This is a genomic window from Citrobacter sp. Res13-Sevr-PEB04-36, assembly GCF_015672735.1.
Taxonomy (GTDB): domain Bacteria; phylum Pseudomonadota; class Gammaproteobacteria; order Enterobacterales; family Enterobacteriaceae; genus Citrobacter.
Window position 1 is genome coordinate 12,107 of record NZ_JADABY010000071.1, and the last position, 22,607, is coordinate 34,713.

20 protein-coding genes and 1 pseudogene are annotated in these 22,607 nt (G+C 55.0%); 9 read left to right on the top strand and 12 right to left on the bottom strand.

Annotation, left to right across the window (positions count from 1 at the left end; all coding sequences use genetic code 11):
• The first annotated feature begins 110 nt into the window (after positions 1–110).
• Genes hcaE through hcaD form a run of 5 tightly spaced genes read left to right on the top strand, consistent with a single transcriptional unit; the run spans position 111 to position 4,328 of the window.
• Positions 111–1,472 carry a 3-phenylpropionate/cinnamic acid dioxygenase subunit alpha gene (gene hcaE / locus IMQ48_RS20825; RefSeq protein ID WP_196210491.1) on the top strand — a complete coding sequence of 454 codons (1,362 nt, stop codon included), beginning with the start codon at positions 111–113 and terminating at the stop codon, positions 1,470–1,472.
• Positions 1,469–1,987, top strand: coding sequence for a 3-phenylpropionate/cinnamic acid dioxygenase subunit beta (hcaF, locus tag IMQ48_RS20830; RefSeq protein WP_096756146.1), 519 nt, complete (start codon positions 1,469–1,471; stop codon positions 1,985–1,987). The genes hcaE and hcaF overlap by 4 nt, the downstream gene beginning before the upstream one ends.
• Positions 1,987–2,304, top strand: coding sequence for a 3-phenylpropionate/cinnamic acid dioxygenase ferredoxin subunit (hcaC, locus tag IMQ48_RS20835; protein WP_196210492.1), 318 nt, complete (start codon positions 1,987–1,989; stop codon positions 2,302–2,304). Before hcaF ends, hcaC begins: the two co-directional genes overlap by 1 nt.
• Complete coding sequence (hcaB, locus tag IMQ48_RS20840; protein WP_196210493.1) at positions 2,304–3,116, top strand: 3-phenylpropionate-dihydrodiol/cinnamic acid-dihydrodiol dehydrogenase; 813 nt, start codon at positions 2,304–2,306, stop codon at positions 3,114–3,116. The genes hcaC and hcaB overlap by 1 nt, the downstream gene beginning before the upstream one ends.
• A gap of 9 nt (positions 3,117–3,125) precedes the next feature.
• Positions 3,126–4,328 carry a phenylpropionate dioxygenase ferredoxin reductase subunit gene (gene hcaD, locus IMQ48_RS20845; RefSeq protein WP_196210494.1) on the top strand — a complete coding sequence of 401 codons (1,203 nt, stop codon included), beginning with the start codon at positions 3,126–3,128 and terminating at the stop codon, positions 4,326–4,328.
• A 95-nt stretch (positions 4,329–4,423) separates the two neighbouring features.
• On the opposite strand, the gene glyA is transcribed toward hcaD, so the two are convergent.
• On the bottom strand, positions 4,424–5,677 hold the full coding sequence (gene glyA / locus IMQ48_RS20850; protein ID WP_115257762.1) for a serine hydroxymethyltransferase: 1,254 nt from the start codon (positions 5,675–5,677) through the stop codon (positions 4,424–4,426).
• A 326-nt stretch (positions 5,678–6,003) separates the two neighbouring features.
• Between glyA and hmpA the strand changes: the two genes are divergently transcribed.
• Entirely contained in the window at positions 6,004–7,194 is a 1,191-nt protein-coding gene (gene hmpA / locus IMQ48_RS20855) for an NO-inducible flavohemoprotein (RefSeq protein WP_196210495.1), read from the top strand.
• A 96-nt stretch (positions 7,195–7,290) separates the two neighbouring features.
• On the opposite strand, the gene glnB is transcribed toward hmpA, so the two are convergent.
• The 5 genes from glnB to purL form a co-directional block, all read right to left on the bottom strand.
• Positions 7,291–7,629, bottom strand: coding sequence for a nitrogen regulatory protein P-II (gene glnB, locus IMQ48_RS20860; RefSeq protein ID WP_002438074.1), 339 nt, complete (start codon positions 7,627–7,629; stop codon positions 7,291–7,293).
• Positions 7,630–7,697: 68 nt separating this feature from the next.
• Positions 7,698–9,032: a two-component system response regulator GlrR gene (glrR, locus tag IMQ48_RS20865; protein ID WP_370551872.1), complete on the bottom strand. Its 1,335-nt coding sequence runs from the start codon at positions 9,030–9,032 to the stop codon at positions 7,698–7,700.
• Positions 9,032–9,775 (bottom strand): two-component system QseEF-associated lipoprotein QseG, encoded by a 744-nt coding sequence (gene qseG, locus IMQ48_RS20870; protein WP_196210520.1) that lies wholly within the window; start codon positions 9,773–9,775, stop codon positions 9,032–9,034. Before qseG ends, glrR begins: the two co-directional genes overlap by 1 nt.
• A gap of 22 nt (positions 9,776–9,797) precedes the next feature.
• Complete coding sequence (qseE, locus tag IMQ48_RS20875; protein WP_196210497.1) at positions 9,798–11,228, bottom strand: two component system sensor histidine kinase QseE/GlrK; 1,431 nt, start codon at positions 11,226–11,228, stop codon at positions 9,798–9,800.
• Positions 11,229–11,913: 685 nt separating this feature from the next.
• On the bottom strand, positions 11,914–15,801 hold the full coding sequence (purL, locus tag IMQ48_RS20880; RefSeq protein WP_196210498.1) for a phosphoribosylformylglycinamidine synthase: 3,888 nt from the start codon (positions 15,799–15,801) through the stop codon (positions 11,914–11,916).
• Between the two features lie 268 nt (positions 15,802–16,069).
• Between purL and mltF the strand changes: the two genes are divergently transcribed.
• Positions 16,070–17,620: a membrane-bound lytic murein transglycosylase MltF gene (gene mltF / locus IMQ48_RS20885; protein WP_196210499.1), complete on the top strand. Its 1,551-nt coding sequence runs from the start codon at positions 16,070–16,072 to the stop codon at positions 17,618–17,620.
• Positions 17,621–17,675: 55 nt separating this feature from the next.
• Here mltF and tadA read toward each other — a convergent pair whose 3' ends face one another.
• The 4 genes and pseudogenes from tadA to murQ form a co-directional block, all read right to left on the bottom strand.
• The gene (gene tadA, locus IMQ48_RS20890) at positions 17,676–18,212 is read right to left on the bottom strand and encodes a tRNA adenosine(34) deaminase TadA (RefSeq protein WP_196210500.1); all 537 of its coding nucleotides are present in this window, start codon (positions 18,210–18,212) and stop codon (positions 17,676–17,678) included.
• A gap of 17 nt (positions 18,213–18,229) precedes the next feature.
• A complete protein-coding gene (gene yfhb / locus IMQ48_RS20895) occupies positions 18,230–18,865 on the bottom strand; it encodes a phosphatidylglycerophosphatase C (RefSeq protein WP_096756134.1) in 636 nt (211 codons plus the stop codon).
• Between the two features lie 3 nt (positions 18,866–18,868).
• Positions 18,869–19,113 (bottom strand): annotated as a pseudogene (locus tag IMQ48_RS20900) (PTS sugar transporter subunit IIC); the annotation flags it as partial.
• Between the two features lie 200 nt (positions 19,114–19,313).
• A complete protein-coding gene (gene murQ, locus IMQ48_RS20905; RefSeq protein ID WP_196210501.1) occupies positions 19,314–20,207 on the bottom strand; it encodes an N-acetylmuramic acid 6-phosphate etherase in 894 nt (297 codons plus the stop codon).
• Positions 20,208–20,324: 117 nt separating this feature from the next.
• Between murQ and IMQ48_RS20910 the strand changes: the two genes are divergently transcribed.
• Complete coding sequence (locus IMQ48_RS20910; RefSeq protein WP_196210502.1) at positions 20,325–21,173, top strand: MurR/RpiR family transcriptional regulator; 849 nt, start codon at positions 20,325–20,327, stop codon at positions 21,171–21,173.
• A gap of 55 nt (positions 21,174–21,228) precedes the next feature.
• Entirely contained in the window at positions 21,229–21,489 is a 261-nt protein-coding gene (locus tag IMQ48_RS20915) for a YfhL family 4Fe-4S dicluster ferredoxin (RefSeq protein WP_196210503.1), read from the top strand.
• Here the strand turns inward: IMQ48_RS20915 and acpS are convergent.
• Positions 21,486–21,866, bottom strand: a complete 381-nt coding sequence (gene acpS, locus IMQ48_RS20920) for a holo-ACP synthase (RefSeq protein WP_135324724.1) — start codon at positions 21,864–21,866, stop codon at positions 21,486–21,488. The two genes, IMQ48_RS20915 and acpS, sit on opposite strands and share 4 nt — an antisense overlap.
• On the bottom strand, positions 21,866–22,597 hold the full coding sequence (pdxJ, locus tag IMQ48_RS20925; protein ID WP_196210504.1) for a pyridoxine 5'-phosphate synthase: 732 nt from the start codon (positions 22,595–22,597) through the stop codon (positions 21,866–21,868). Before pdxJ ends, acpS begins: the two co-directional genes overlap by 1 nt.
• Positions 22,598–22,607 lie beyond the last annotated feature (10 nt).

The window sequence follows — 22,607 nt, forward strand, 5'->3', positions numbered from 1 at the left end:
CGTCTCAGCTGGTAGAAATTTACTATTTCACAGATTGATAACTAACCAGCAACATCCTTGGGGTACAAAAAAAGAAGGTCAATACATCTTAGCTTTCGGGATTAAAAAATATGACCACACCCTCAAATTTAGACATCTACTCACTGATCGACACGCAAAATGGTCGCGTAACCCCACGGATTTATACCGACCCTGATATTTACCAACTGGAACTGGAACGCATCTTCGGACGCTGCTGGCTGTTTCTCGCTCACGAAAGTCAGATCCCGAAGCCGGGTGACTTTTTCAATACCTGGATGGGCGAGGATGCGGTGGTGGTCGTGCGACAAAAAGACGGCAGCATCAAAGCCTTTCTCAATCAGTGCCGACACCGCGCCATGCGTGTCAGCTACGCCGACTGCGGCAATACCCGCGCTTTTACCTGTCCGTATCACGGTTGGTCTTACGGCATTAACGGCGAGCTGATTGACGTGCCGCTGGAGCCACGCGCCTACCCGCAAGGGCTGTGCAAGTCCCATTGGGGGCTGAACGAAGTGCCCGGCGTCGAGAGCTACAAGGGGCTAATCTTCGGCAACTGGGACACCACCGCGCCTGCGCTGCGTGATTATCTCGGCGACATCGCCTGGTACCTGGACGGCGTACTGGATCGTCGCGAAGGCGGCACTGAAATCGTTGGCGGCGTACAGAAATGGGTGATCGACTGCAACTGGAAATTCCCCGCTGAGCAGTTCGCCAGCGACCAGTATCACGCGCTGTTCAGCCACGCTTCTGCCGTGCAGGTGCTCGGCGCCAAAGATGACGGCAGTGATAAACGCCTCGGCGACGGGCAAACCGCACGTCCGGTATGGGAAACAGCCAAAGATGCACTGCAGTTCGGTCAGGACGGGCACGGCAGCGGATTTTTCTTTACTGAAAATCCCGATGCCAACGTCTGGGTCGACGGCGACGTCTCCAGCTACTACCGCGACACTTACCCCGAAGCCGAGCAGCGTCTGGGCAAGGTTCGCGCCCTGCGTCTGGCGGGTCATAACAACATTTTCCCGACTCTGTCCTGGCTGAACGGTACCGCCACGCTGCGTATCTGGCACCCTCGCGGGCCGGACCAGGTTGAAGTATGGGCGTTCTGTATCGCAGACAAAGCCGCTTCCGATGAGGTTAAAGCGGCCTTTGAAAACAGCGCCACGCGCGCCTTCGGCCCGGCCGGTTTTCTTGAACAAGATGATTCAGAAAACTGGTGCGAGATCCAGAAGCTGCTCAAAGGCCACCGCGCGCGGAACAGCCAGCTGTGTCTGGAAATGGGCTTAGGTCAGGAAAAACGTCGTGAAGACGGCATTCCGGGGATCACCAACTACATCTTCTCGGAAACCGCCGCACGCGGCATGTACCAGCGTTGGGCCGATTTGCTAAGCAGCGAAAGCTGGCAGGAAGTGCAGGAAAAAACCACCGCTTACCAGCAGGAGGTAATGAAATGAGCGCGTTAGTTTCTCTGGAACTGCATCATCGCATTACCCAGTTTCTCTACCACGAAGCCAGCTTGCTGGATGACTGGAAGTTTCGCGACTGGCTGGCGCAGCTTGACGACGAGATCCGTTACACCATGCGTACGACGGTGAATGCCCAGACTCGCGACCGCCGCAAAGGGGTGCAGCCGCCGACCACCTGGATTTTCAACGACAACAAAGATCAGCTCGAGCGCCGCATTGCACGTCTGGAAACCGGCATGGCCTGGGCGGAAGAGCCGCCGTCGCGCACCCGGCATCTGATCACTAACTGTCAGGTCAGTGAAACCGACGTTCCCGATGTGTTTCGCGTCCGGCTGAACTACCTGCTGTCTCGCGCGCAAAAAGAGCGGGATGAAACCTTATACGTTGGCATGCGCGTAGACAAAGTACGCCGCTTGCCGGGCGATGAGTGGCGTTTACTGGAGCGTGAGATCGTGCTGGATCAGGCGGTGATCTCCTCCCATAACCTGAGTGTACTGTTCTGATGAATCGTGTATTTGCCTGCCCCGTAGGGGATTTGCCGGAAGGTGAAGCGCTGCGGCTCGACACCTCGCCGGTCATCGCGTTGTTTAACGTTGGCGGTGCGTTTTATGCCATTAACGACCGCTGCAGCCACGGTAATGCCTCGATGTCGGAAGGGTATCAGGAAGACGATGCCACCGTGGAGTGCCCACTGCACGCCGCCAGTTTCTGCCTGAAAACCGGCAAAGCGTTGTGCCTGCCCGCCACCGATCCGCTGACCACTTATGCGGTGCACGTGGAAGGCGGCGAGGTATTTATTGATATGCCTGAGGGGACCTGATGAGCGATTTACGCGATAACGTCGTCTTTATTACCGGCGGCGGTTCCGGCCTGGGCCTGGCGCTGGTCGAGCGCTTTATTGAAGAAGGTGCACGGGTCGCGACGCTGGAGCTCTCCGCCGCCAAAGTCGCCTACCTGCGCCAGCGTTTTGGTGAACATGTGCTGGCGGTGGAGGGGAATGTCACCTGCTACGACGACTATCAGCACGCGGTGGAGAACATTCTCACGCGGTACGGTACGCTCGATTGCTTTATCGGCAATGCGGGAATCTGGGATCATAACGCCTCGCTGGTAAACACCTCTGCCGAGGCGCTGGAGACCGGTTTTCACGAGTTATTCAATGTCAACGTGCTGGGTTATCTGTTGGGGGCCAAAGCCTGCGCCCCCGCGCTTATCGCCAGCGAAGGCAGCATCATTTTTACCCTGTCCAACGCGGCATGGTACCCCGGCGGCGGCGGTCCGCTGTATACCGCCAGCAAGCATGCAGCAACCGGTCTGATTCGCCAGTTAGCCTACGAGCTGGCACCCAAAGTTCGCGTCAACGGCGTGGGGCCATGCGGTATGGCGACCGACCTGCGCGGCCCGCAGGCGCTGGGTCAGAGCGATACATCGATTATGCAGTCGCTAACGCCGGAAAAAATTGCCGCTATTTTGCCGCTGCAGTTTTTCCCGGAGCCGGAAGATTTTACCGGCCCGTATGTGATGCTGGCGTCACGGCGCAATAACCGCACGCTAAGCGGCGTGATGATCAATGCCGACGCCGGGCTGGGCATTCGTGGGATTCGTCACGTTGCCGCCGGACTGGATCTCTGAGGAGGCATTATGTACTACAATATCATCGCCATTGTCGGCGGCGGACAGGCCGCGGCAATGGCGGCAGCCGCACTGCGTCAACAGGGGTTTGACGGCGAGGTCCATCTGTTTTCCGATGAGCCGCATCTGCCCTACGAACGCCCTCCACTTTCCAAAGCCATGTTGTTAGACGACGCGCCGCAGCTGCAGCCGGTGCTGAGCGCGGACTGGTGGCGGGATAATAATGTTCAGCTGCATCTGGGCGTCACCGTTCAAACGCTCGGGCGAGAAACGCAAACGCTGGTACTGGCTGACGGACAGACCTACCCGTGGGATCAATTACTGATTGCCACAGGTGCAGCGGCGCGCCCGTTCCCGTTGCTGGATACGCTCGGTGACCGTGGCTTCACGCTGCGCCACGCCGGGGATGCGGCGCGTCTGCGAAACGCGCTCAGTCCCGGGCAATCGATCGCCATTGTCGGAGCCGGAACCATCGGACTTGAGCTGGCTGCCAGCGCCACGCAGCGTGGTTGTCAGGTCACCGTCATTGAACTGGCCGCCACGGTGATGGGTCGCAACGCTCCGCCGCCGATACAACGTTATCTGACCGCTCGCCACCAGCAGGCTGGCGTACATTTGCTGCTGAATAATGCGATTGAACAGGTGGCGGGCGGAGAACGCATCGCCCTCACGCTGCAACGTGGCGAACAGCTTCAGGTTGATAGCGTGATCTACGGTATCGGGATTGTCGCCAACGACGGGCTTGCCCGTGAGGCGGGTCTTGATGTGGCAAACGGCATTATCATCGATGCGTCGTGCAGAACCGTGGACCCGAACATTTTTGCCGCCGGGGATGTGGCAGTACAGCGTTTACCAGACGGTACGCTGCAACGTTGCGAAAGCTGGGAAAACGCCAATAATCAGGCGCAAACTGCCGCGGCAGCCATGCTGGGGCTAACGCTCCCGATGCTACCTCCGCCCTGGTTCTGGACCGATCAGTTCAGCGACAATCTGCAGTTTATTGGCGATATGCGTGGTGATAGCTGGGTCGTTCGCGGCGATTCAGATGACGGCAAGGCTATCTGGTTTAACCTGCAAAACGAGGTGATAGTCGGCGCGGTAACGCTCAACCAGGGACGAGAAATGCGGCAGCTGCGCAAGTGGATTCAGACAAAGAAAAAGCCGCCAGTGGCGGCTTTAATCGATGAAACAATCTTGCTTAAGTCAATATAGCTGCTGCCGGATGGCACTGCGTTTATCCGGCCTACAAGTAACTCATATGTAGGCCGGATAAGGTGTTTACACCGCCATCCGGCAATCCGTATGACTTATGCGTAAACCGGGAAGCGAGCGCAGATATCCAGCACTTTGGCTTTAATGCGTTCGATAGTGGCTTCATCATTGATGTTGTCCAGAATGTCACACATCCAGCCAGCCAGTTCTTTCACTTCCGCTTCTTTAAAGCCGCGACGGGTCACTGCCGGAGAACCAATACGCACACCGGAGGTCACGAACGGGCTCTTCGGATCGTTCGGTACGCTGTTTTTGTTAACCGTGATGTTCGCACGGCCCAGCGCCGCATCGGCTTCTTTACCGGTCAAGTTTTTGTCGACCAGATCCAGCAGGAACAGGTGGTTTTCAGTGCCGCCAGAAACCACTTTGTAGCCGCGGTTCAGGAACACTTCAACCATCGCTTTGGCGTTTTTCGCAACCTGCTGCTGGTAAACTTTGAACTCTGGCTCCATCGCTTCTTTCAGCGCCACAGCTTTTGCCGCGATCACGTGCATCAGCGGGCCGCCCTGTGCGCTTGGGAACACAGCGGAGTTCAGTTTTTTGTACAGCTCTTCGCTGCCGTCTTTTGCCAGGATCAGGCCGCCACGCGGACCCGCCAGGGTTTTGTGGGTCGTAGTGGTAACAACGTGTGCATGCGGAACCGGGTTCGGGTATACGCCTGCAGCAATCAGACCGGCAACGTGCGCCATGTCGACGAACAGGTATGCACCGATGCTGTCAGCGATTTCACGCATTTTTGCCCAATCAACCACACCGGAGTACGCAGAGAAGCCACCGATAATCATCTTCGGTTTGTGGGCCTGAGCCTGCTTAGCCATGTCTTCGTAGTCAATCTTGCCGGATTCATCGATGCCGTAAGGGACGATGTTGTACAGCTTGCCGGAGAAGTTGACCGGGGAACCGTGAGTCAGGTGACCGCCTTGCGCCAGGTTCATACCCAGAACGGTATCGCCCGGCTGCAGCAACGCAGTGTAGACCGCGAAGTTAGCCTGAGAACCCGAGTGCGGCTGGACGTTAGCGTAGTCTGCGCCAAACAGCTCTTTCGCGCGGTCAATCGCCAGTTGCTCAACGATATCCACATATTCGCAACCGCCGTAGTAGCGCTTGCCCGGATAACCTTCAGCGTATTTGTTGGTCAGCTGAGAACCCTGCGCCTGCATGACACGCGGGCTGGTGTAGTTTTCGGAGGCGATCAGTTCGATGTGCTCTTCCTGACGTACTTTTTCCTGCTCCATAGCCTGCCACAGTTCGGCATCATAATCGGCAATGTTCATTTCACGCTTTAACATCCGCATCTCCTGACTCAGCTAACAATAGAATTTCGGCCTAAAAAGGCAGTCCTGTTGGACGACGGCCAACAGTATAACCGAATCAATCTTCGATAACAGGTCTTGACAAAGGATTTTACGCAAACGATTACCTTCACAGCACACAAGGCTTTGGAGAATAATGACATGGCAAATTTCAACGGATTTCTTTTCAGGTTTGTGATGCAGATTTTTCAAGTTGTAACCTTTACAACGCAAAGTTACAAAGAACCATTTACAATGCAGGGGTATTTTTTATAAGATGTATTTGACATACATCATTAAAGCCTCAGATAAAGGAAGACCGTATGCTTGACGCACAAACCATCGCTACAGTGAAAGCCACTATTCCCCTGCTGGTCGAAACCGGCCCGAAACTGACCGCCCATTTCTACGATCGCATGTTTACGCATAACCCTGAACTCAAAGAAATTTTCAACATGAGTAACCAGCGTAATGGCGATCAGCGTGAAGCGTTGTTTAACGCCATCGCCGCTTACGCCAGCAATATCGACAACCTGGCGGCGCTGTTGCCTGCGGTCGAGAAAATTGCCCAGAAGCATACCAGCTTCCAGATTCAGCCCGAGCAGTACAACATCGTGGGTGGTCACCTGCTGGCAACACTGGACGAGATGTTCAGCCCGGGGCAGGAAGTGCTGGACGCGTGGGGCAAAGCGTATGGTGTGCTGGCTAACGTCTTCATCAATCGCGAAGCGCAGATTTACAGTGAAAACGCCAATAAAAACGGCGGCTGGGAAGGTACTCGTCCTTTCCGCATTGTGGCAAAAACCCCGCGTAGCGCATTAATCACCAGCTTTGAGTTTGAGCCGGTCGACGGCGGTGCGGTGGCTGAATACCATCCGGGGCAGTATCTGGGCGTCTGGCTGAAGCCGGAAGGTTTCCCGCATCAGGAAATTCGTCAGTACTCTCTGACCCGCAAACCGGATGGCAAGGGCTACCGCATTGCCGTTAAGCGTGAAGACGGCGGTCAGGTTTCAAGCTGGCTGCATAACCATGCGAAAGTCGGTGACATCGTTCATTTAGCCGCACCGGCAGGCGATTTCTTTATGGATGTCGCCACCGATACTCCGGTGTCGCTGATTTCCGCAGGCGTTGGTCAGACCCCGATGCTGGCAATGCTGGATACGCTGGCGAAAGCCGGACACACGGCGCAGGTAAACTGGTTCCACGCGGCAGAAAACGGCGATGTGCACGCCTTTGCTGATGAAGTGAATGAGCTGGGCAACTCACTGCCGCGCTTTAGCGCCCACACCTGGTATCGTGAACCGAATGAAGCAGACCGTGAAAAAGGCGCGTATGACAGCGTGGGCTTGATGGATCTGAATAAACTGGAAGGCGCAATCAGCGACCCGGCGATGCAGTTTTATCTGTGTGGTCCGGTCGGCTTTATGCAGTTTGCCGCGAAGCAGCTGGTCGGTCTGGGCGTGAAGAACGAAAACATTCATTACGAATGCTTCGGCCCGCATAAAGTCCTGTAATTACGTCATGTCTGATGGCGCTGCGCTTATCAGGCCTACAGGATTTTGTAGGCCGGATGAAGTGTTCACACCGCCATCCGGCAAGCACGGCGCGGCTTAAATTGCCGCGTCGTCTTCTTCGCCAGTACGAATACGCACCACGCGAGCCACGTCAAAGACAAAAATCTTACCGTCGCCAATTTTACCCGTTTGAGCCGTGCGAATAATGGTATCGACACAGGTATCCACGATGTCGTCGGTAACCACAATTTCAATTTTTACCTTCGGCAGAAAATCCACCATGTACTCCGCACCACGGTACAGCTCGGTATGGCCCTTCTGACGGCCAAAGCCTTTCACTTCCGTTACGGTCATACCGGTAATGCCCACTTCTGCCAGCGCTTCGCGGACGTCGTCGAGCTTGAAGGGTTTAATAATCGCATCAATCTTTTTCATGGTTTTCCTGTCGTTTTTATCGCGTAACCGGCTGCCCACCGTATCATAAATCAGTCGTATTTACGGTGCTACTCTTTAAAGTCGTTTGCATCCAGCTCGTGTCGAGAAAGCAATTTATAGAATTCGGTGCGGTTGCGCCCCGCCATTCGCGCTGCGTGGGTCACGTTGCCTTTGGTTATTTGCAGCAGCTTACGCAGGTAGTTCAGTTCAAACTGGTTACGCGCTTCAACAAAGGTTGGCAAGGCGGTATTTTCACCTTCCAGCGCCTGCTCCACCAGCGCGTCACTAATCACTGGCGATGAGGTGAGCGCCACGCATTGTTCAATTACGTTGACCAGTTGGCGCACGTTGCCCGGCCAACTGGCGGTCATTAAACGCTTCATGGCATCGGTTGAAAATGCACGCACAAACGGTTTGTGCCGTTCTGCTGACTGACGCAGCAGATGGTTAGCCAACAGGGGAATGTCTTCCGCACGCTCAGCCAGAGGCGGGATCTTTAGACTCACCACATTGAGGCGATAGTAGAGATCCTCGCGGAATTCGCCACGCGCCATCGCCTTGGGTAAGTCGCGGTGCGTCGCGGAGACAATCCGCACATCAATGTCGATATCACGATTACTACCAAGGGGGCGGACTTTTCGCTCCTGCAACACGCGCAGCAATTTAACCTGCAACGGTGCGGGCATGTCACCTATCTCATCCAGAAACAGGGTCCCACCCTCGGCGGCCTGAAATAGCCCTTCACGATTGCTCACCGCACCGGTAAACGCGCCACGCGCATGACCAAACAGCTCAGACTCGAGCAGTTGTTCCGGCAATGCGCCGCAGTTAATTGCAATAAAAGGTTTGCTGCCGCGCGGGCTGGCATTATGGATAGCCTGAGCAAAAATTTCTTTACCGGTACCGCTTTGGCCGTTGATCAATACGCTGACGTCCGATTGTGCCACCATACGAGCCTGCTCTAACAGGCGCAGCATCAACGGGCTGCGGGTGATTATCGATTCGCGCCATCCGTCATCAGTCGCCGGAGCAGATTGTTCCAGTGCCCCGTCAATGGCGTTATATAACGCGTCTTTATCGACCGGCTTGGTGAGAAAGCTAAAAACACCTTGCTGGGTCGCTGCCACGGCGTCCGGAATTGAACCATGCGCAGTCAGAATAATCACCGGCATGCCCGGCTGGACTTTCTGGATTTCGGTAAACAACTGCATGCCGTCCATTTCATCCATACGCAGATCGCTGATAACCAGATCAACTTTCTCACGGTTAAGCACCCGTAACCCTTCCTGGCCGCTTTCTGCGGTCACGACGCTGTAACCTTCGCTGGTTAAACGCATGCCGAGTAATTTTAATAATCCCGGATCGTCATCGACCAGCAATAAATGCGCGGGCTTACGGCTTATCATGGCGTTACCTCATCGTTCGAGGACGCTGAGCCGACGGCGTCGTCAGGTGTGGTAAGTTTATCATTCCCATGCAGCGCATCAGGATTGTAACTACCGGCAGGCTTACGCGTTGAAAGCTGGCGTTCAATATCAGTCAGATTTTCCAGTTTGCGGGTAGTGAGATCGAGCTGCGCCTGCAAAAGCTGTTGCTGTTGACGCAGCGTATCAAGATCGCTGTCTGACGCCTGTTGAAGTTTGCTGTAGCGCATGCGCTCTTCAGCTAACTGTAGCTGCAGAGTTTGCCCGCTAAACCAGACATGATACAGCGGTCGTACCTGCGCCGGAATTTGTGGGCTGAGCGCATCAAGTCGCGTCACCACGTCCCGTCTTTCTGGCGGTGTGATATTAGCGCTGGCGAGCAGGATCCCGCGCTTAAATGCGCCCTGCCAGGTGTCCGTCAACTGGGTACTGGCCTCGCTACGGGCCTGAACCGGCATCAGACGATCGGCACAATCCATGGCTCGCAGCCAGTACAGGGGATTGGTATCTGTAGTCTGCCCCTGTAGCGACCAGATATCCACGCACTCGGTTGAAAGGTAATCCGCCAGCTGATAGGGCGGGATTTTTTCCTGCGAGGGATCGCCGATAATATGATCCACCGAGTGTGGTACGCACCCCGCCAGCACCAGGCACGGCAAACTCAGCAATAATACGCGGCGGAAAAAATGTCGTTTAAGCATTCGGACAACAACGTGTGGCATACTCACCAAACTTAGATTCATTTTAATGGTTTTTCGTTGCAGATAGCGGCAGCTCTATGCGGAAACAAACGCCTTGCGCATGATCGTCGACCAGGTACAGTTCTCCCCGCATACGGCGGATACAATCCCTGGCGATGCTGAGCCCCAATCCGCTTCCTTTTACCGCCCCTTTTCGCTGATGGCTCCCCTGGAAAAAAGGCTCGAAGATCATGGTCTTTTCTGCTTGCGGAATCGGCGTACCGGTATTCATTACGTCAATGTACACCGTCGTGCCATGCAACATGCTGCGAATACAAATGGTACCGGATTCAGCACCATAGTGCACCGCATTGGAATAAAGATTGTCCAGCACGCTCGTTAACAGCACTGGCTCTGCCAGACAGGCGCTTTCTACCAGCGCCACATCAGTATGTATCATTTTGGCGCGCGCGGGCAGACTATGTGCAGAAACCACCCTCTCGACGAGCGGCGCGATTTCAACTCTTTCCAGTTCGATCACGTCATCAGCCAGCTTGCGGTTGTAATCAAGCAGTTGTTCAATCAGTTTTTGCAGATTGCGGCTGCTGTCATCGAGGATCCCGACAACTTCTTTTTGTTCCGGCGTCAGCGGGCCAACGACCTGATCGGCCAGCAGTTCAGTTCCCTCACGCATGCTCGCTAACGGCGTTTTGAGTTCGTGCGAGAGATGGCGTAAAAATTGATGTCGCTGAGATTCAAGCCACGAGAGGCGTTCACTTAGCCAGACAATACGCTGCCCCACCGATCGCAGCTCTCGCGGACCGGTAAACGACACGGTATCACCCAGCGAGCGGCCTTCCCCCAGACGGTTGATCATCCGTTCAATGGCTTTTACCGGACCGATAATCATCCGCGTGAACAGCAGTACCATCGTCAGACTGACGAGAAACAGCACCAGCGCCTGCCAGCCAAAGAATTGACCACGTTCAGCAATTTCTTGCTGCAGCTGCTGGCCGCGCGAGAAGACCACGGTGCGCGTGGCCTGCACCATCTCAGTATTGGCACTGGCAAAGGCCTCAAGGCGCGCTGCCGCCACGCTGTCGGGGCCGCTGTTTTGACATTGCAACTGCGCGAGATCGTTCAGATCCTGGCGCAGCGCCTGATAGAGCTTAACGTCCGGCAACACGCCCGCATGGGCATCCAGCATATCGCTGTAGCGTTTACGCTGTCCCTGATAAACCTTCGCCAACGTCGGGTCATCTAACACGCAGTATTGCCGATAACTACGTTCCATCTCCAGCGCCGCGTTGGTCATCGCCTCGCTCCGCCGGGCGTCAATCAGCGTGGTGCGGTTAGTCATCGCCGCCTGGGCGCTCAGGGTATTCAGACTTTGCCACGCCTGCCAGGCCAGAACTAACAAGGGCAGCAGGATCAGCAAAAATGCCAGCGTAACCAACTGACGTAAAGACCGGGGGAAAACAGACCAGCGCTTCAAGGCGTTACTCTCAACGGAAACGAATAAGAAGATGCTAACTGAGGGGAACGCCAGATACAACAAAGCCGGGATTTACCCGGCTTTGTTATGGAATAAGGCGGTGCCTAACTCGACGTTTCGCCCGGAGTTTGATATAGCGAGGCTAATATCAGAAGTTGGACGGCAGGCACCTTGTTGTGCGTCATTCGAAGTTTATGTAGCGCGTCCCGAAGGGGCTGACATAAGAAGGTGAATGAGCCACTGCTTAGTATTATGCAGCAAGCGTGCCAATAATCAAAACAAATTATTAACACAATGATAAATATACAAAATATACTTATTTGAGCGATGAATGATTTTGACCGTTTTTTGCGCCATGTGTCGCTAATTAGCAACACCTGTAGCACTTAAACACAAAACACTTATAAATCAATTAATTAAATGTCTCTTTTTGACGACGCTACCCTACCCTCGATGTCGGGAATTCCCGACACTTTAATTTTGCGGCGCAAGCACTGAGTTTATTGCCGGATGGCGGCGTAAACGCCTTATCCAGCCTACAACCGCTCTTCCCCGTAGGCCTGATAAGCGCAGCGCCATCAGGCAGTATCGCGCACATTGCCGGATGACGGCGTAAACGCCTTATCCGGCCTACAACATAAAAAAGCCCCTCACGTGGAGGGGCCAGGGACATCACTCGGGCGCATTAGCCAAGTTGTTTACGCGCGTTACGGAAGATGCGCATCCACGGGCTGTCCTCACCCCAATTTTCCGGGTGCCAGGAGTTGCTCACGGTACGGAACACGCGTTCCGGGTGCGGCATCATGATCGTTACGCGGCCATTTTCGGTAGTCACCGCGGTGATCCCATTTGGCGAACCGTTCGGGTTAGCCGGATAGGTTTCGGTGACCTTGCCGAAGTTGTCGACGAAACGCAACGCCACCAGCCCTTTGCTTTCAAGCGCAGCCAGATGCGCACCGTCACGCACTTCGACATGACCTTCACCGTGAGAAACGGCGATTGGCATACGTGAGCCTTCCATACTTTGCAGCAGCAAAGATGGGCTGCTGGCGACTTCTACCAGACTAAAGCGCGCTTCGAAGCGATCGGAGTGGTTACGCACAAAGCGTGGCCACAGGTCGCTGCCCGGGATCAGTTCACGCAGGTTAGACATCATCTGACAGCCGTTACACACCCCAAGCGCCAGCGTCTGCGGGCGATGGAAGAAGGTTTCAAACTCATCACGCACGCGGTTGTTGAACAGAATGGATTTCGCCCAACCTTCACCGGCACCTAATACGTCACCGTAAGAGAAGCCGCCACAGGCCACCAGCGCCTGGAAATTCCCCAGACCAATGCGCCCACCCAGCAGATCGCTCATGTGAACGTCGATGGCATCAAAGCCCGCACGGTGGAACGCCGCAGCCATTTCAACGTGGGAGTTAACGCCCTGCTCGCGCAGCACGGCCACTTTGGGGCGTGCGCCGGTCGCAATATACGGGGCTGCAACGTCTTCGTTGATATCAAACGACAGTTTTACGTTAAGGCCTGGATCGGCATCGTTGGCTTTGGCGTCATGCTCCTGATCGGCACATTCCGGGTTGTCGCGCAGACGCTGCATCTGCCAGGTGGTTTCGGCCCACCACATACGCAGCGTGGAGCGGCTTTCGCTGAACACCGTCTGACCGTTGGCAGTAATCACAAAACGGTCGCTGGCTTCAGCCTGGCCAACATAGTGAACGCAGTCACCGAGGCCATGCTGTGCCAGCAGCGCTTCTACCGCCTCACGATCCGCCGCGCGAACCTGAATCACCGCGCCTAACTCTTCGTTAAACAGTGCCGCCAGGCGGTCATCGCCGAGCGTGCTGATATCCGCCTGAATACCGCAGTGACCGGTAAAGGCCATCTCCGCCAGCGTCACCAGCAGACCACCGTCAGAACGGTCGTGGTAGGCCAACAGCTTACGCGCAGCAACCAGCGCCTGCATGGCATCATAGAAGCCTTTCAGCTGCGCAACGTTGCGGACATCCGCCGGTTTGTCGCCCAGTTGGCGATAGACCTGCGCCAGGGCAGTCGCACCCAACGCGTTATGACCCAGACCGAGGTCAATCAGCAGCAGGGCGTTGTCTTCGGTTGAGAGTTCAGGGGTGATGGTGTGACGGACATCTTCCACACGGGCAAACGCGGTGATCACCAGCGACAGCGGCGAGGTCATTTCGCGCTGTTCGTTGCCTTCCTGCCAGCGGGTTTTCATCGACATGGAGTCTTTACCCACCGGGATGGTCAGGCCAAGCGCCGGGCATAGCTCTTCCCCTACCGCTTTGACCGCTTCGTACAACCCGGCATCTTCGCCAGGGTGACCGGCTGCGGCCATCCAGTTGGCGGAGAGCTTGATTCGTTTAATATCGCCAATCTGCGTCGCCGCAATGTTGGTCAGCGCTTCCCCCACTGCCAGACGGGCAGAGGCAGAGAAGTCCAGCAGCGCAACCGGCGCACGCTCACCGAGAGACATCGCTTCACCATAATAGCTATCCAGGCTGGCGGTGGTCACCGCGCAGTTCGCCACCGGGATCTGCCACGGCCCGACCATTTGGTCGCGCGCTACCATGCCGGTGACAGTACGGTCGCCGATGGTTACGAGGAACGTTTTTTCTGCGACGGCGGGCAGGTGCAGCACGCGGTTGACCGCATCGGCCAGCGTAATCTGCTCCCGCGCAAGCTGCTCGCCCTTCGCTTTCAGCGTTTGCACATCGCGGGTCATTTTTGGTGTTTTGCCCAGCAGTACATCAAGCGGTAGATCGATCGGTTGATTATCGAAATGACGGTCATTCATCGAAAGATGCTGCTCTTCGGTGGCCTCACCGATCACCGCATACGGTGCGCGCTCGCGCTTACACAGTTCGTCAAACAGCGGCAACTGATCGGCAGCAACCGCCAGGACGTAACGCTCCTGAGATTCGTTACACCAGATCTCCAGCGGGCTCATGCCTGGCTCATCGCTTAAGATATCGCGCAGCTCAAATTTACCGCCGCGCCCGCCGTCGCTGACCAGCTCAGGCATCGCATTAGACAGACCGCCCGCACCCACGTCGTGGATGAACAGAATCGGGTTCGCATCCCCCATCTGCCAGCAGCGGTCAATAACTTCCTGACAGCGGCGTTCCATTTCCGGGTTGTCGCGCTGTACGGAAGCGAAATCCAGATCGGCATCGGACTGGCCGGAGGCCATTGAAGAAGCCGCCCCGCCGCCAAGCCCGATATTCATTGCCGGACCGCCGAGAACGATAAGCTTCGCACCAACGACAATCTCACCTTTCTGCACGTGATCGGCGCGGATATTGCCGATCCCACCTGCCAGCATGATCGGTTTATGATAGCCGCGCAGCTCTTCACCGTTGTGGCTGTTCACTTTCTCTTCATAGGTACGGAAGTAGCCAGTCAACGCCGGACGACCAAATTCGTTGTTAAACGCCGCGCCGCCCAACGGGCCTTCGGTCATGATATCCAGTGCGGTAACGATACGATCCGGTTTACCAAAATCTTCTTCCCACGGCTGTTCAAAGCCAGGTATACGCAGGTTGGACACGGAGAAACCCACCAGCCCGGCTTTCGGCTTCGCACCGCGTCCGGTGGCACCCTCATCGCGGATTTCACCGCCGGAGCCAGTTGCTGCGCCCGGCCACGGAGAGATTGCGGTCGGGTGGTTGTGGGTTTCGACCTTCATCAGGATATGCGCAGGCTCCTGATGGAAATCGTAACGACCGGTTTGATGGTCAGCGAAGTAGCGCCCGACCTCAGAACCTTCCATCACCGCCGCGTTATCTTTATAGGCTGACAAGACGTGATCCGGCGTGGTTTCGAAGGTGTTTTTAATCATCTTGAACAGCGACTTCGGCTGCGGTTTACCGTCGATGACCCAGTCGGCGTTAAAAATTTTATGGCGGCAGTGCTCAGAGTTAGCCTGCGCAAACATGTACAACTCGATGTCGTTCGGGTTGCGTCCCAGTTTGATAAACGCATCCTGTAAATAGTCGATTTCATCGTCTGCCAGTGCCAGACCCAGACGCAGGTTCGCGTCGATCAGCGCCTGACGGCCAGCACCCAGCAGGTCAACGCTGGAAACCGGCGCCGGCTGGTGATGAGCAAACAGCGCTTGTGCATCGTCCAGCGCAGAGAAAACCGTTTCCATCATGCGGTCGTGCAGCGCGGCAGCCACTTCCTGCCATTGTTCTGCGCTCAGCGTGGAAGCTTCAACATACCAGGCAACGCCACGTTCCAGACGGCTAATCTGCTGCAAGCCGCAATTGTGGGCAATGTCAGTCGCTTTAGAAGACCAGGGGGAGATGGTGCCCGGGCGAGGCGTTACCAGCAGCAGCTTGCCCTCTGGGGTGCGGCTGCTGAGACTTGGACCGTATTGCAATAAGCGTGCAAGTTGCGCGTGCTCATCCTCGTTTAACGGGGCATTCAGGTCAGCAAAATGGACATACTCGGCGTAAATCGTGTGGACCTGAAGATTGGCCGCCTGAAAACGCGCCAGCAATTTGTTAATACGGAATGCAGACAGTGCAGGCGAACCACGCAGAATTTCCATCATAAGTCTCTCGTCTTCGAAGCGCCGGAGGCGCTTATAAGTGTGCGCAAGGGGGGAAACGGGCATCATTATAAAGAATCTGCCGCGCCGACGAAACCGTTTGCGTCGAAATAAAATCACAACCTGTAGTTATCATCTAATGCGGCCGCCATTCTGAATGAGTTGCCAATTGACGCAAGTTTAAGCAAAATGCCGCTCATTGATGATGAATTCACGTCCTAATCACGACCATAGCAGACTGAAACAACGCACGGTTCAGAGAATTAACTAATTGAAAAAATTAAAGATTAATTATCTGTTTATCGGCATTTTGACGTTGCTGCTGGCAGCGGCCTTGTGGCCATCTATTCCCTGGTTCGGTAAAGCCGACAATCGTATCGCCGCCATTCAATCGCGGGGAGAGCTGCGCGTCAGTACCATTGACTCTCCGTTAACGCATTCCACCCTTACCGGGAAACGTTTCGGGCTGGATTATGAGCTGGCCCAACAGTTTGCCCGCTATTTAGGCGTGAAGTTAAAAATCACGGTGCGCCAGAACATCAGCCAACTTTTTGACGACCTCGATAACGGCGAAGCCGATCTGCTCGCCGCCGGTCTGGTGTATAACAGTGAACGGGTTAAAAATTACCAACCCGGCCCCACCTACTACTCGGTTTCCCAGCAACTGGTGTATCGGGTCGGGCAATATCGTCCGCGCACCCTGGCCAGCGTGACCGATAAACAACTGACTATCGCCCCCGGGCACGTGGTGGTGAATGACCTGCAACACCTGAAAGAGACAAAATATCCTGAACTAAGCTGGAAGGTCGATGACAAAAAGGGCACCACGGAACTGCTTGATGATGTCATCAACGGTAAGCTGGACTACACCATTGCCGATTCTGTGGCGATAAGCCTGTACCAGCGCGTACATCCTGAACTGGCCGTGGCGCTGGATGTTTCCGACGAACAGCCGGTAACCTGGTTTAGCCCGCTGGATAACGACAATACGCTCTCCGCTGCCCTGCTGGATTTCTTTAATACCATCAATGAAGACGGGTTACTGGCACGGCTGGAAGAAAAATATCTCGGGCATGGCAATGATTTTGACTATGTCGATACCCGTACTTTTTTACGGGCAGTCGATAGCGTATTACCAGATCTCAAACCACTGTTTGAGAAATATGCGCAGGAGATAGACTGGCGACTGCTGGCAGCCATCTCTTATCAGGAATCGCACTGGGATGCACAGGCCACCTCCCCAACGGGTGTACGTGGTCTGATGATGCTGACTAAAAATACTGCCCAGAGTCTGGGATTAACTGACCGAACCGACGCCGAGCAAAGCATCAGCGGGGGCGCGCGCTATCTGCAGGATATGATGAGTAAAGTTCCGGATACCGTCCCTGAGGGAGAACGGATCTGGTTTGCGCTTGCCGCCTATAATATGGGGTATGCGCATATGCTGGATGCCCGCGCGCTGACGGTAAAAACCAAAGGCAACCCGGACAGCTGGGCCGACGTAAAACAGCGCTTGCCGCTGCTCAGCCAAAAGCCCTGGTACAAAAAACTGACCTATGGCTATGCGCGCGGCCACGAAGCCTATGCCTACGTAGAGAATATCCGTAAGTATCAGATAAGCCTGGTGGGGTACCTGCAGGAGAAAGAAAAGCAGGCGATCGAAACGCAGCAACTGGCGCAGGATTATCCGGCGGTTTCGCCAGCGGAGCTGTTAGGGAAAGAGAAATTCCCGCTCTCTGCGTTTCTCTCGCAAACCTCGTCGAACTATCTGACGCACACCCCTTCACTGCTGTTTTCCCCGCAGAAGAAGGAGGAAAAGTAGTAGCATACTCATGCCGGATGGCGGCTTAAAAGCCTTATCCGGCCTACCGCTGCAATCACTCCGTGGCTGACTTTTTCAGAGCTTTAATTTCCTGACGACGCATACGGAAGAAGTCACTGAGCAGCGTGGCGCATTCATCACGCAATATGCCTTCTGTCACCTCAACCCGGTGATTCATGCCCGGATGATGCAGTACATCCATTAACGAACCCGCGGCCCCCGTTTTCGCATCACGCGCACCAAATACCACCCGACCGATACGGCTGTGTACCATTGCACCCGCACACATCACGCATGGCTCAAGGGTGACGTACAGTGTGGCATCCAGTAAACGGTAATTTTGCAGGACCAGCCCGCCCTGACGCAGCGCCATGATTTCCGCGTGAGCGGTGGGATCGTGGTGACCAATCGGCCGGTTCCAGCCTTCGCCAATCACATGATTGTTATGCACCAGAACCGCGCCCACCGGAACCTCACGCTCATCCCAGGCGCGTTTTGCCAGCGTTAACGCATGACGCATCCAGTGTTCGTGGCTAAATTCAACATCAGACAAAGGCAGAACTCCAGTAATCAAAGCGGGCGCATTATACACAGACGCTATCGTTTACTCTATTCGAGTTGCTGCAGCTCTCCACGCGGTGTGACGCGCCAGCGATGCTGGCAGAACGAGAGCAGCGGATTGTCCTGCTTACTGTCGCTATATCCGCTATACAGCGCCAGCGGGGCGCCAATCTGGCGTTCCAGTTGGGTGACTTTCTCATGGCCGAGGCAGCGTAAAGGCAGCACCCAGCCACCGTAACCGCGCGCCATTTGACTGGCGATAAGATTCACCCGTGGCAGCCACGGGGTGTCGAAGTAAACCTGCTCGACCAGCGACTGCGGGGAACCGGTGATCAGCCAAATATCCGCGTCAGAGCTTAACAGATAGGTCGTCAGGCGCTGCTGCACCAGCGGAAACGCCGTCACGTGATGGCGAAACCAACGCACAAAATCAGCTTGGTGGGCTTTAAGGCGCGCTTCACGTCGACCAAAAGTGCACCCCCACAGGAGCAAACTCATTGGCCAACGGGCGGCGCGTCCTTTGATCAACATCGCCACCGCGATAATCGGTAACAGTGGCAGTACAAGCAGCGCATTCAACGGTTGGCGGCGCAGCAGATAACGCAGAAAACTACCGAACATATCCTGCTGGTGTAACGTACCGTCCAAATCAAAAAAAACAACGCGACGCTCGTGATTGGTCAAACCTTAGTCCTCTGGATCGTTGAACCCCAATAGCCAGGTAAACAAGAACCCGGCGATAACCGCTACCAGATAGCCTAACAGATAGAACATCACTTTTCCGGCAACAATCGTCAGCGGCAACATCACGCCAGAAATCAACGGCTCGCCAATGCCCAGTCCCCCTATCGTATCGCCCCTTTGATCACTTTTCTCAGCCGCACGTTGCGGGTTTTCATCAGAATAGCAATTGCAGCGTCAATCTGACCAACAATTACTGGTACTTACGCCCCCTGCTTCACATAGCCGTTGACGCCGGATAGCTGCCTCTGCCGGGGAATGTTCAGTTACTCGTCATCCTGGAATTCTACCCTGACGCGGTCTACAGTTTCCTGGCGCAGAATATTTTTTCTCCGCCACTCCCCAGCAGAATATCGCTGGCAAGCGCCGCCATTTTATCCATATACACCTATTAGTGTTCTAACGCCGCGCGTAAAAACCCCTGGTGAGCGGAGAGTTTTGCCCTGGCTGCCGTTGCGTCTAACCCGGTCAGCGCCATCAAAATAGCGGGCTTAACGTCAAAGTCAGTCTGCTTCAGTAACGTTTCAGCTTCTTCACGCGTAATACCGGTAGCTTCCACCACCATACGACACGCCCGATCGACCAGCTTGGCGTTGGTCGCTTTCATATCCACCATCAGGTTCTGATACACCTTGCCAAACTTCACCATCGCACCGGTGGAAATCATATTTAGCACCAGTTTCTGCGCGGTGCCCGATTTCAGGCGGGTTGAGCCTGTCAGCGCCTCCGGGCCGACCACTACAGAGATGGCGATATCCGCTTCGCGGGCAATCGGCGAGTCCGGATTACAGGAAATCGCTACCGTCGTGCAGCCCACCGCATGCGCATATTTCAGGCCGCCAATGACATACGGTGTACGGCCAGATGCCGCCAGACCGACAACCAGATCCTGTGCGGTCAGATTCAGCGCCCGCAGGTCGTCTTCTCCAAGCTGCGAATTATCTTCTGCGCCTTCAACCGCCTTTAACAACGCCCCTGGCCCACCGGCAATCAGTCCAACCACCAGTCCGTGCGGTACGCCAAACGTCGGTGGACATTCTGAGGCATCCAGCACACCAAGACGCCCGCTGGTCCCCGCCCCCATGTAAATAATCCGCCCACCTGCTTTTAGCGCCTGCGCAGCAGCATCGACCGCCTGCGCAACTTCAGACAGTGTCGCTTTTACTGCTTCCGCTACCAGCGTATCCTGTTGATTAAAACGATGTACCAGCTCAAGTGTGGATAACGCATCAAGATCCATCGTTTGTGGATTGCGGGTTTCTGACACTAATGCACCGAGATTCATTTTTTGTTCCTTAGGAATTTTTAATTCATAACAATCCGCCATAATGGAATATTATATTCACCCAGGCGAGTGAAATTTTGTTTTGTAATCGCCAACACGTTTTCGCCAGGAGACAGCATGAACTGTTTGATTCGCATTCGTCAGCGTTACCCGGACCTCGCGCAGAGCGATAAAAAACTTGCGGATTATCTTCTTGCACAGCCGGATAATGCACGTCATCTCAGCTCACAACAACTGGCCTTTGAAGCCGGTGTTAGCCAGTCCAGCGTCGTGAAGTTCGCACAAAAAATGGGATTTAAAGGCTTTCCGGCGCTCAAACTGGCCATCAGCGAAGCTCTGGCCAGTAATCCCAATCCGCATTCGGTTCCGGTGCACAATCAAATCCGCGGTGACGACCCCATTCGACTGGTGGGTGAGAAGCTAATTCAGGAGAACGTGGCGGCAATGCATGCCTCTCTGGACATCAATAGCGAGGAGAAATTGATGGAGAGCGTCACGATGCTACGATCTGCCCGACGCATTATCCTCACCGGGATTGGTGCCTCTGGCCTGGTGGCGCAAAATTTTGCCTGGAAGCTATTGAAGATTGGATTTAATGCAGTCGTTGAACGCGATATGCATGCCCTGCTGGCGACCGTACAGGCGCTGGATCCAAACGATCTTTTGCTGGCTATTTCGTATAGTGGAGAACGGCGAGAACTGAATCTGGCCGCAGATGAAACATTACGCACCGGGGCAAAAATCCTCGCCATCACCGGTTTTACTCCCAATGCCCTGCAGCAGCGTGCCACTCGTTGCCTGTACACCATTGCCGAAGAACAGGCGACGCGCAGCGCCGCGATTTCATCAACGCATGCACAAATGATGCTAACCGATTTATTGTTTATGGCACTGGTGCAGCAGGATCTCGAGCATGCCCCGGAACGGATTCGCCACAGCGAAGCGCTGGTAAAAAAACTGGTCTGAGCAAAGAATGCGCGTATAATGCCCGCCCGATTTGTGATGTTTTGAGAGTTTCCTGATGGCCCTGTTAATCACTAAAAAGTGTATCAATTGCGATATGTGCGAACCCGAATGCCCGAACGAGGCCATTTCAATGGGTGACAGCATTTACGAGATTAACAGCGATAAATGTACGGAATGCGTTGGTCATTACGACACACCAACCTGCCAGAAGGTGTGCCCGATCCCCAATACCATTTTGAAGGATCCGGCACATCTCGAAACAGAAGAACAGCTGTGGGATAAGTTTGTGTTAATGCATCACGCAGACAAGCTTTAACTCTCAATAATGACCGTGGCGCAGGCGTAGTGACGTTCATCGGCCAGCGTCACGTGCATATGCATAACACCGAGCTTCTCCGCCAGTTTTAACGCCTCTCCCCATAACCGCAGACGTGGCTTGCCGAGTTCATCGTTAAACACTTCGAACTGATTAAATGCCAGCCCGTTGCGAATGCCGGTACCAAAGGCTTTTGCCGCAGCTTCTTTCACTGCAAAGCGCTTCGCCAGAAAACGCACCGGCTGCTGATGCGTTTCCCAGATGGCCCATTCATTGTCACTGAGGACGCGCCTGGCCAGACGATCGCCGGAACGGGAGATCACCGCTTCAATGCGGGCAATCTCCACGATATCGGTGCCTAATCCCAGAATCGCCATTAGCCACGCGCTTCCAGCATCAGACGTTTCATTTCCACCACGGCGTCTTTCAGACCGCTCATTACTGCACGCCCGATGATCGCATGACCAATGTTCAGCTCGTGCATTTCCGGGATCCGCGCAATGGCTTTGACGTTATGGTAAGTCAGGCCATGACCAGCGTTCACCTTCAGACCCAGGCTGGCAGCAAAGGTCGCAGCTTTGGCGATACGTGCCAGTTCGCTGGCTTGTTCTGCGTCAGTTTTCGCATCAGCATAGCAGCCGGTGTGAATTTCAATGTACGGCGCGCCAACCTCAGCAGCCGCTTTAATTTGTTCTTCATCGGCATCGATAAACAGCGAGACCAGGATCCCCGCATCCGCCAGACGCTTGCAGGCGTCACGCATTTTGTCGCGCTGACCCGCGACGTCGAGGCCGCCTTCGGTGGTGACTTCCTGACGCTTTTCTGGCACCAGGCAGCAAAAATGTGGTTTTGTTTCAACCGCGATGGACAGCATTTCTTCTGTCACAGCCATTTCCAGATTCATACGCGTATCCAGCGTTTGACGCAGGATGCGGACATCTCTGTCGGTAATATGACGACGGTCTTCACGCAGATGAACGGTAATACCGTCCGCCCCCGCTTGCTCAACGATAAATGCCGCCTGAACCGGGTCCGGGTATGCGGTGCCGCGTGCGTTACGTAAAGTGGCAATGTGGTCAATGTTGACGCCTAACAGTAATTCGGCCATGACAATCCTC

Coding starts and splice junctions, on each gene's coding strand:
- purL (WP_196210498.1), bottom strand. CDS start 15,801: ATGATGGAAATTCTGCGTGGTTCGCCTGCACTGTCTGCATTCCGTATT.
- IMQ48_RS20915 (WP_196210503.1), top strand. CDS start 21,229: ATGGCCCTGTTAATCACTAAAAAGTGTATCAATTGCGATATGTGCGAA.
- hcaC (WP_196210492.1), top strand. CDS start 1,987: ATGAATCGTGTATTTGCCTGCCCCGTAGGGGATTTGCCGGAAGGTGAA.
- glnB (WP_002438074.1), bottom strand. CDS start 7,629: ATGAAAAAGATTGATGCGATTATTAAACCCTTCAAGCTCGACGACGTC.
- acpS (WP_135324724.1), bottom strand. CDS start 21,866: ATGGCGATTCTGGGATTAGGCACCGATATCGTGGAGATTGCCCGCATT.
- IMQ48_RS20910 (WP_196210502.1), top strand. CDS start 20,325: ATGAACTGTTTGATTCGCATTCGTCAGCGTTACCCGGACCTCGCGCAG.
- hcaB (WP_196210493.1), top strand. CDS start 2,304: ATGAGCGATTTACGCGATAACGTCGTCTTTATTACCGGCGGCGGTTCC.
- glyA (WP_115257762.1), bottom strand. CDS start 5,677: ATGTTAAAGCGTGAAATGAACATTGCCGATTATGATGCCGAACTGTGG.
- pdxJ (WP_196210504.1), bottom strand. CDS start 22,597: ATGGCCGAATTACTGTTAGGCGTCAACATTGACCACATTGCCACTTTA.
- qseG (WP_196210520.1), bottom strand. CDS start 9,775: ATGCCACACGTTGTTGTCCGAATGCTTAAACGACATTTTTTCCGCCGC.
- hmpA (WP_196210495.1), top strand. CDS start 6,004: ATGCTTGACGCACAAACCATCGCTACAGTGAAAGCCACTATTCCCCTG.
- murQ (WP_196210501.1), bottom strand. CDS start 20,207: ATGAATCTCGGTGCATTAGTGTCAGAAACCCGCAATCCACAAACGATG.
- hcaD (WP_196210494.1), top strand. CDS start 3,126: ATGTACTACAATATCATCGCCATTGTCGGCGGCGGACAGGCCGCGGCA.
- hcaF (WP_096756146.1), top strand. CDS start 1,469: ATGAGCGCGTTAGTTTCTCTGGAACTGCATCATCGCATTACCCAGTTT.
- hcaE (WP_196210491.1), top strand. CDS start 111: ATGACCACACCCTCAAATTTAGACATCTACTCACTGATCGACACGCAA.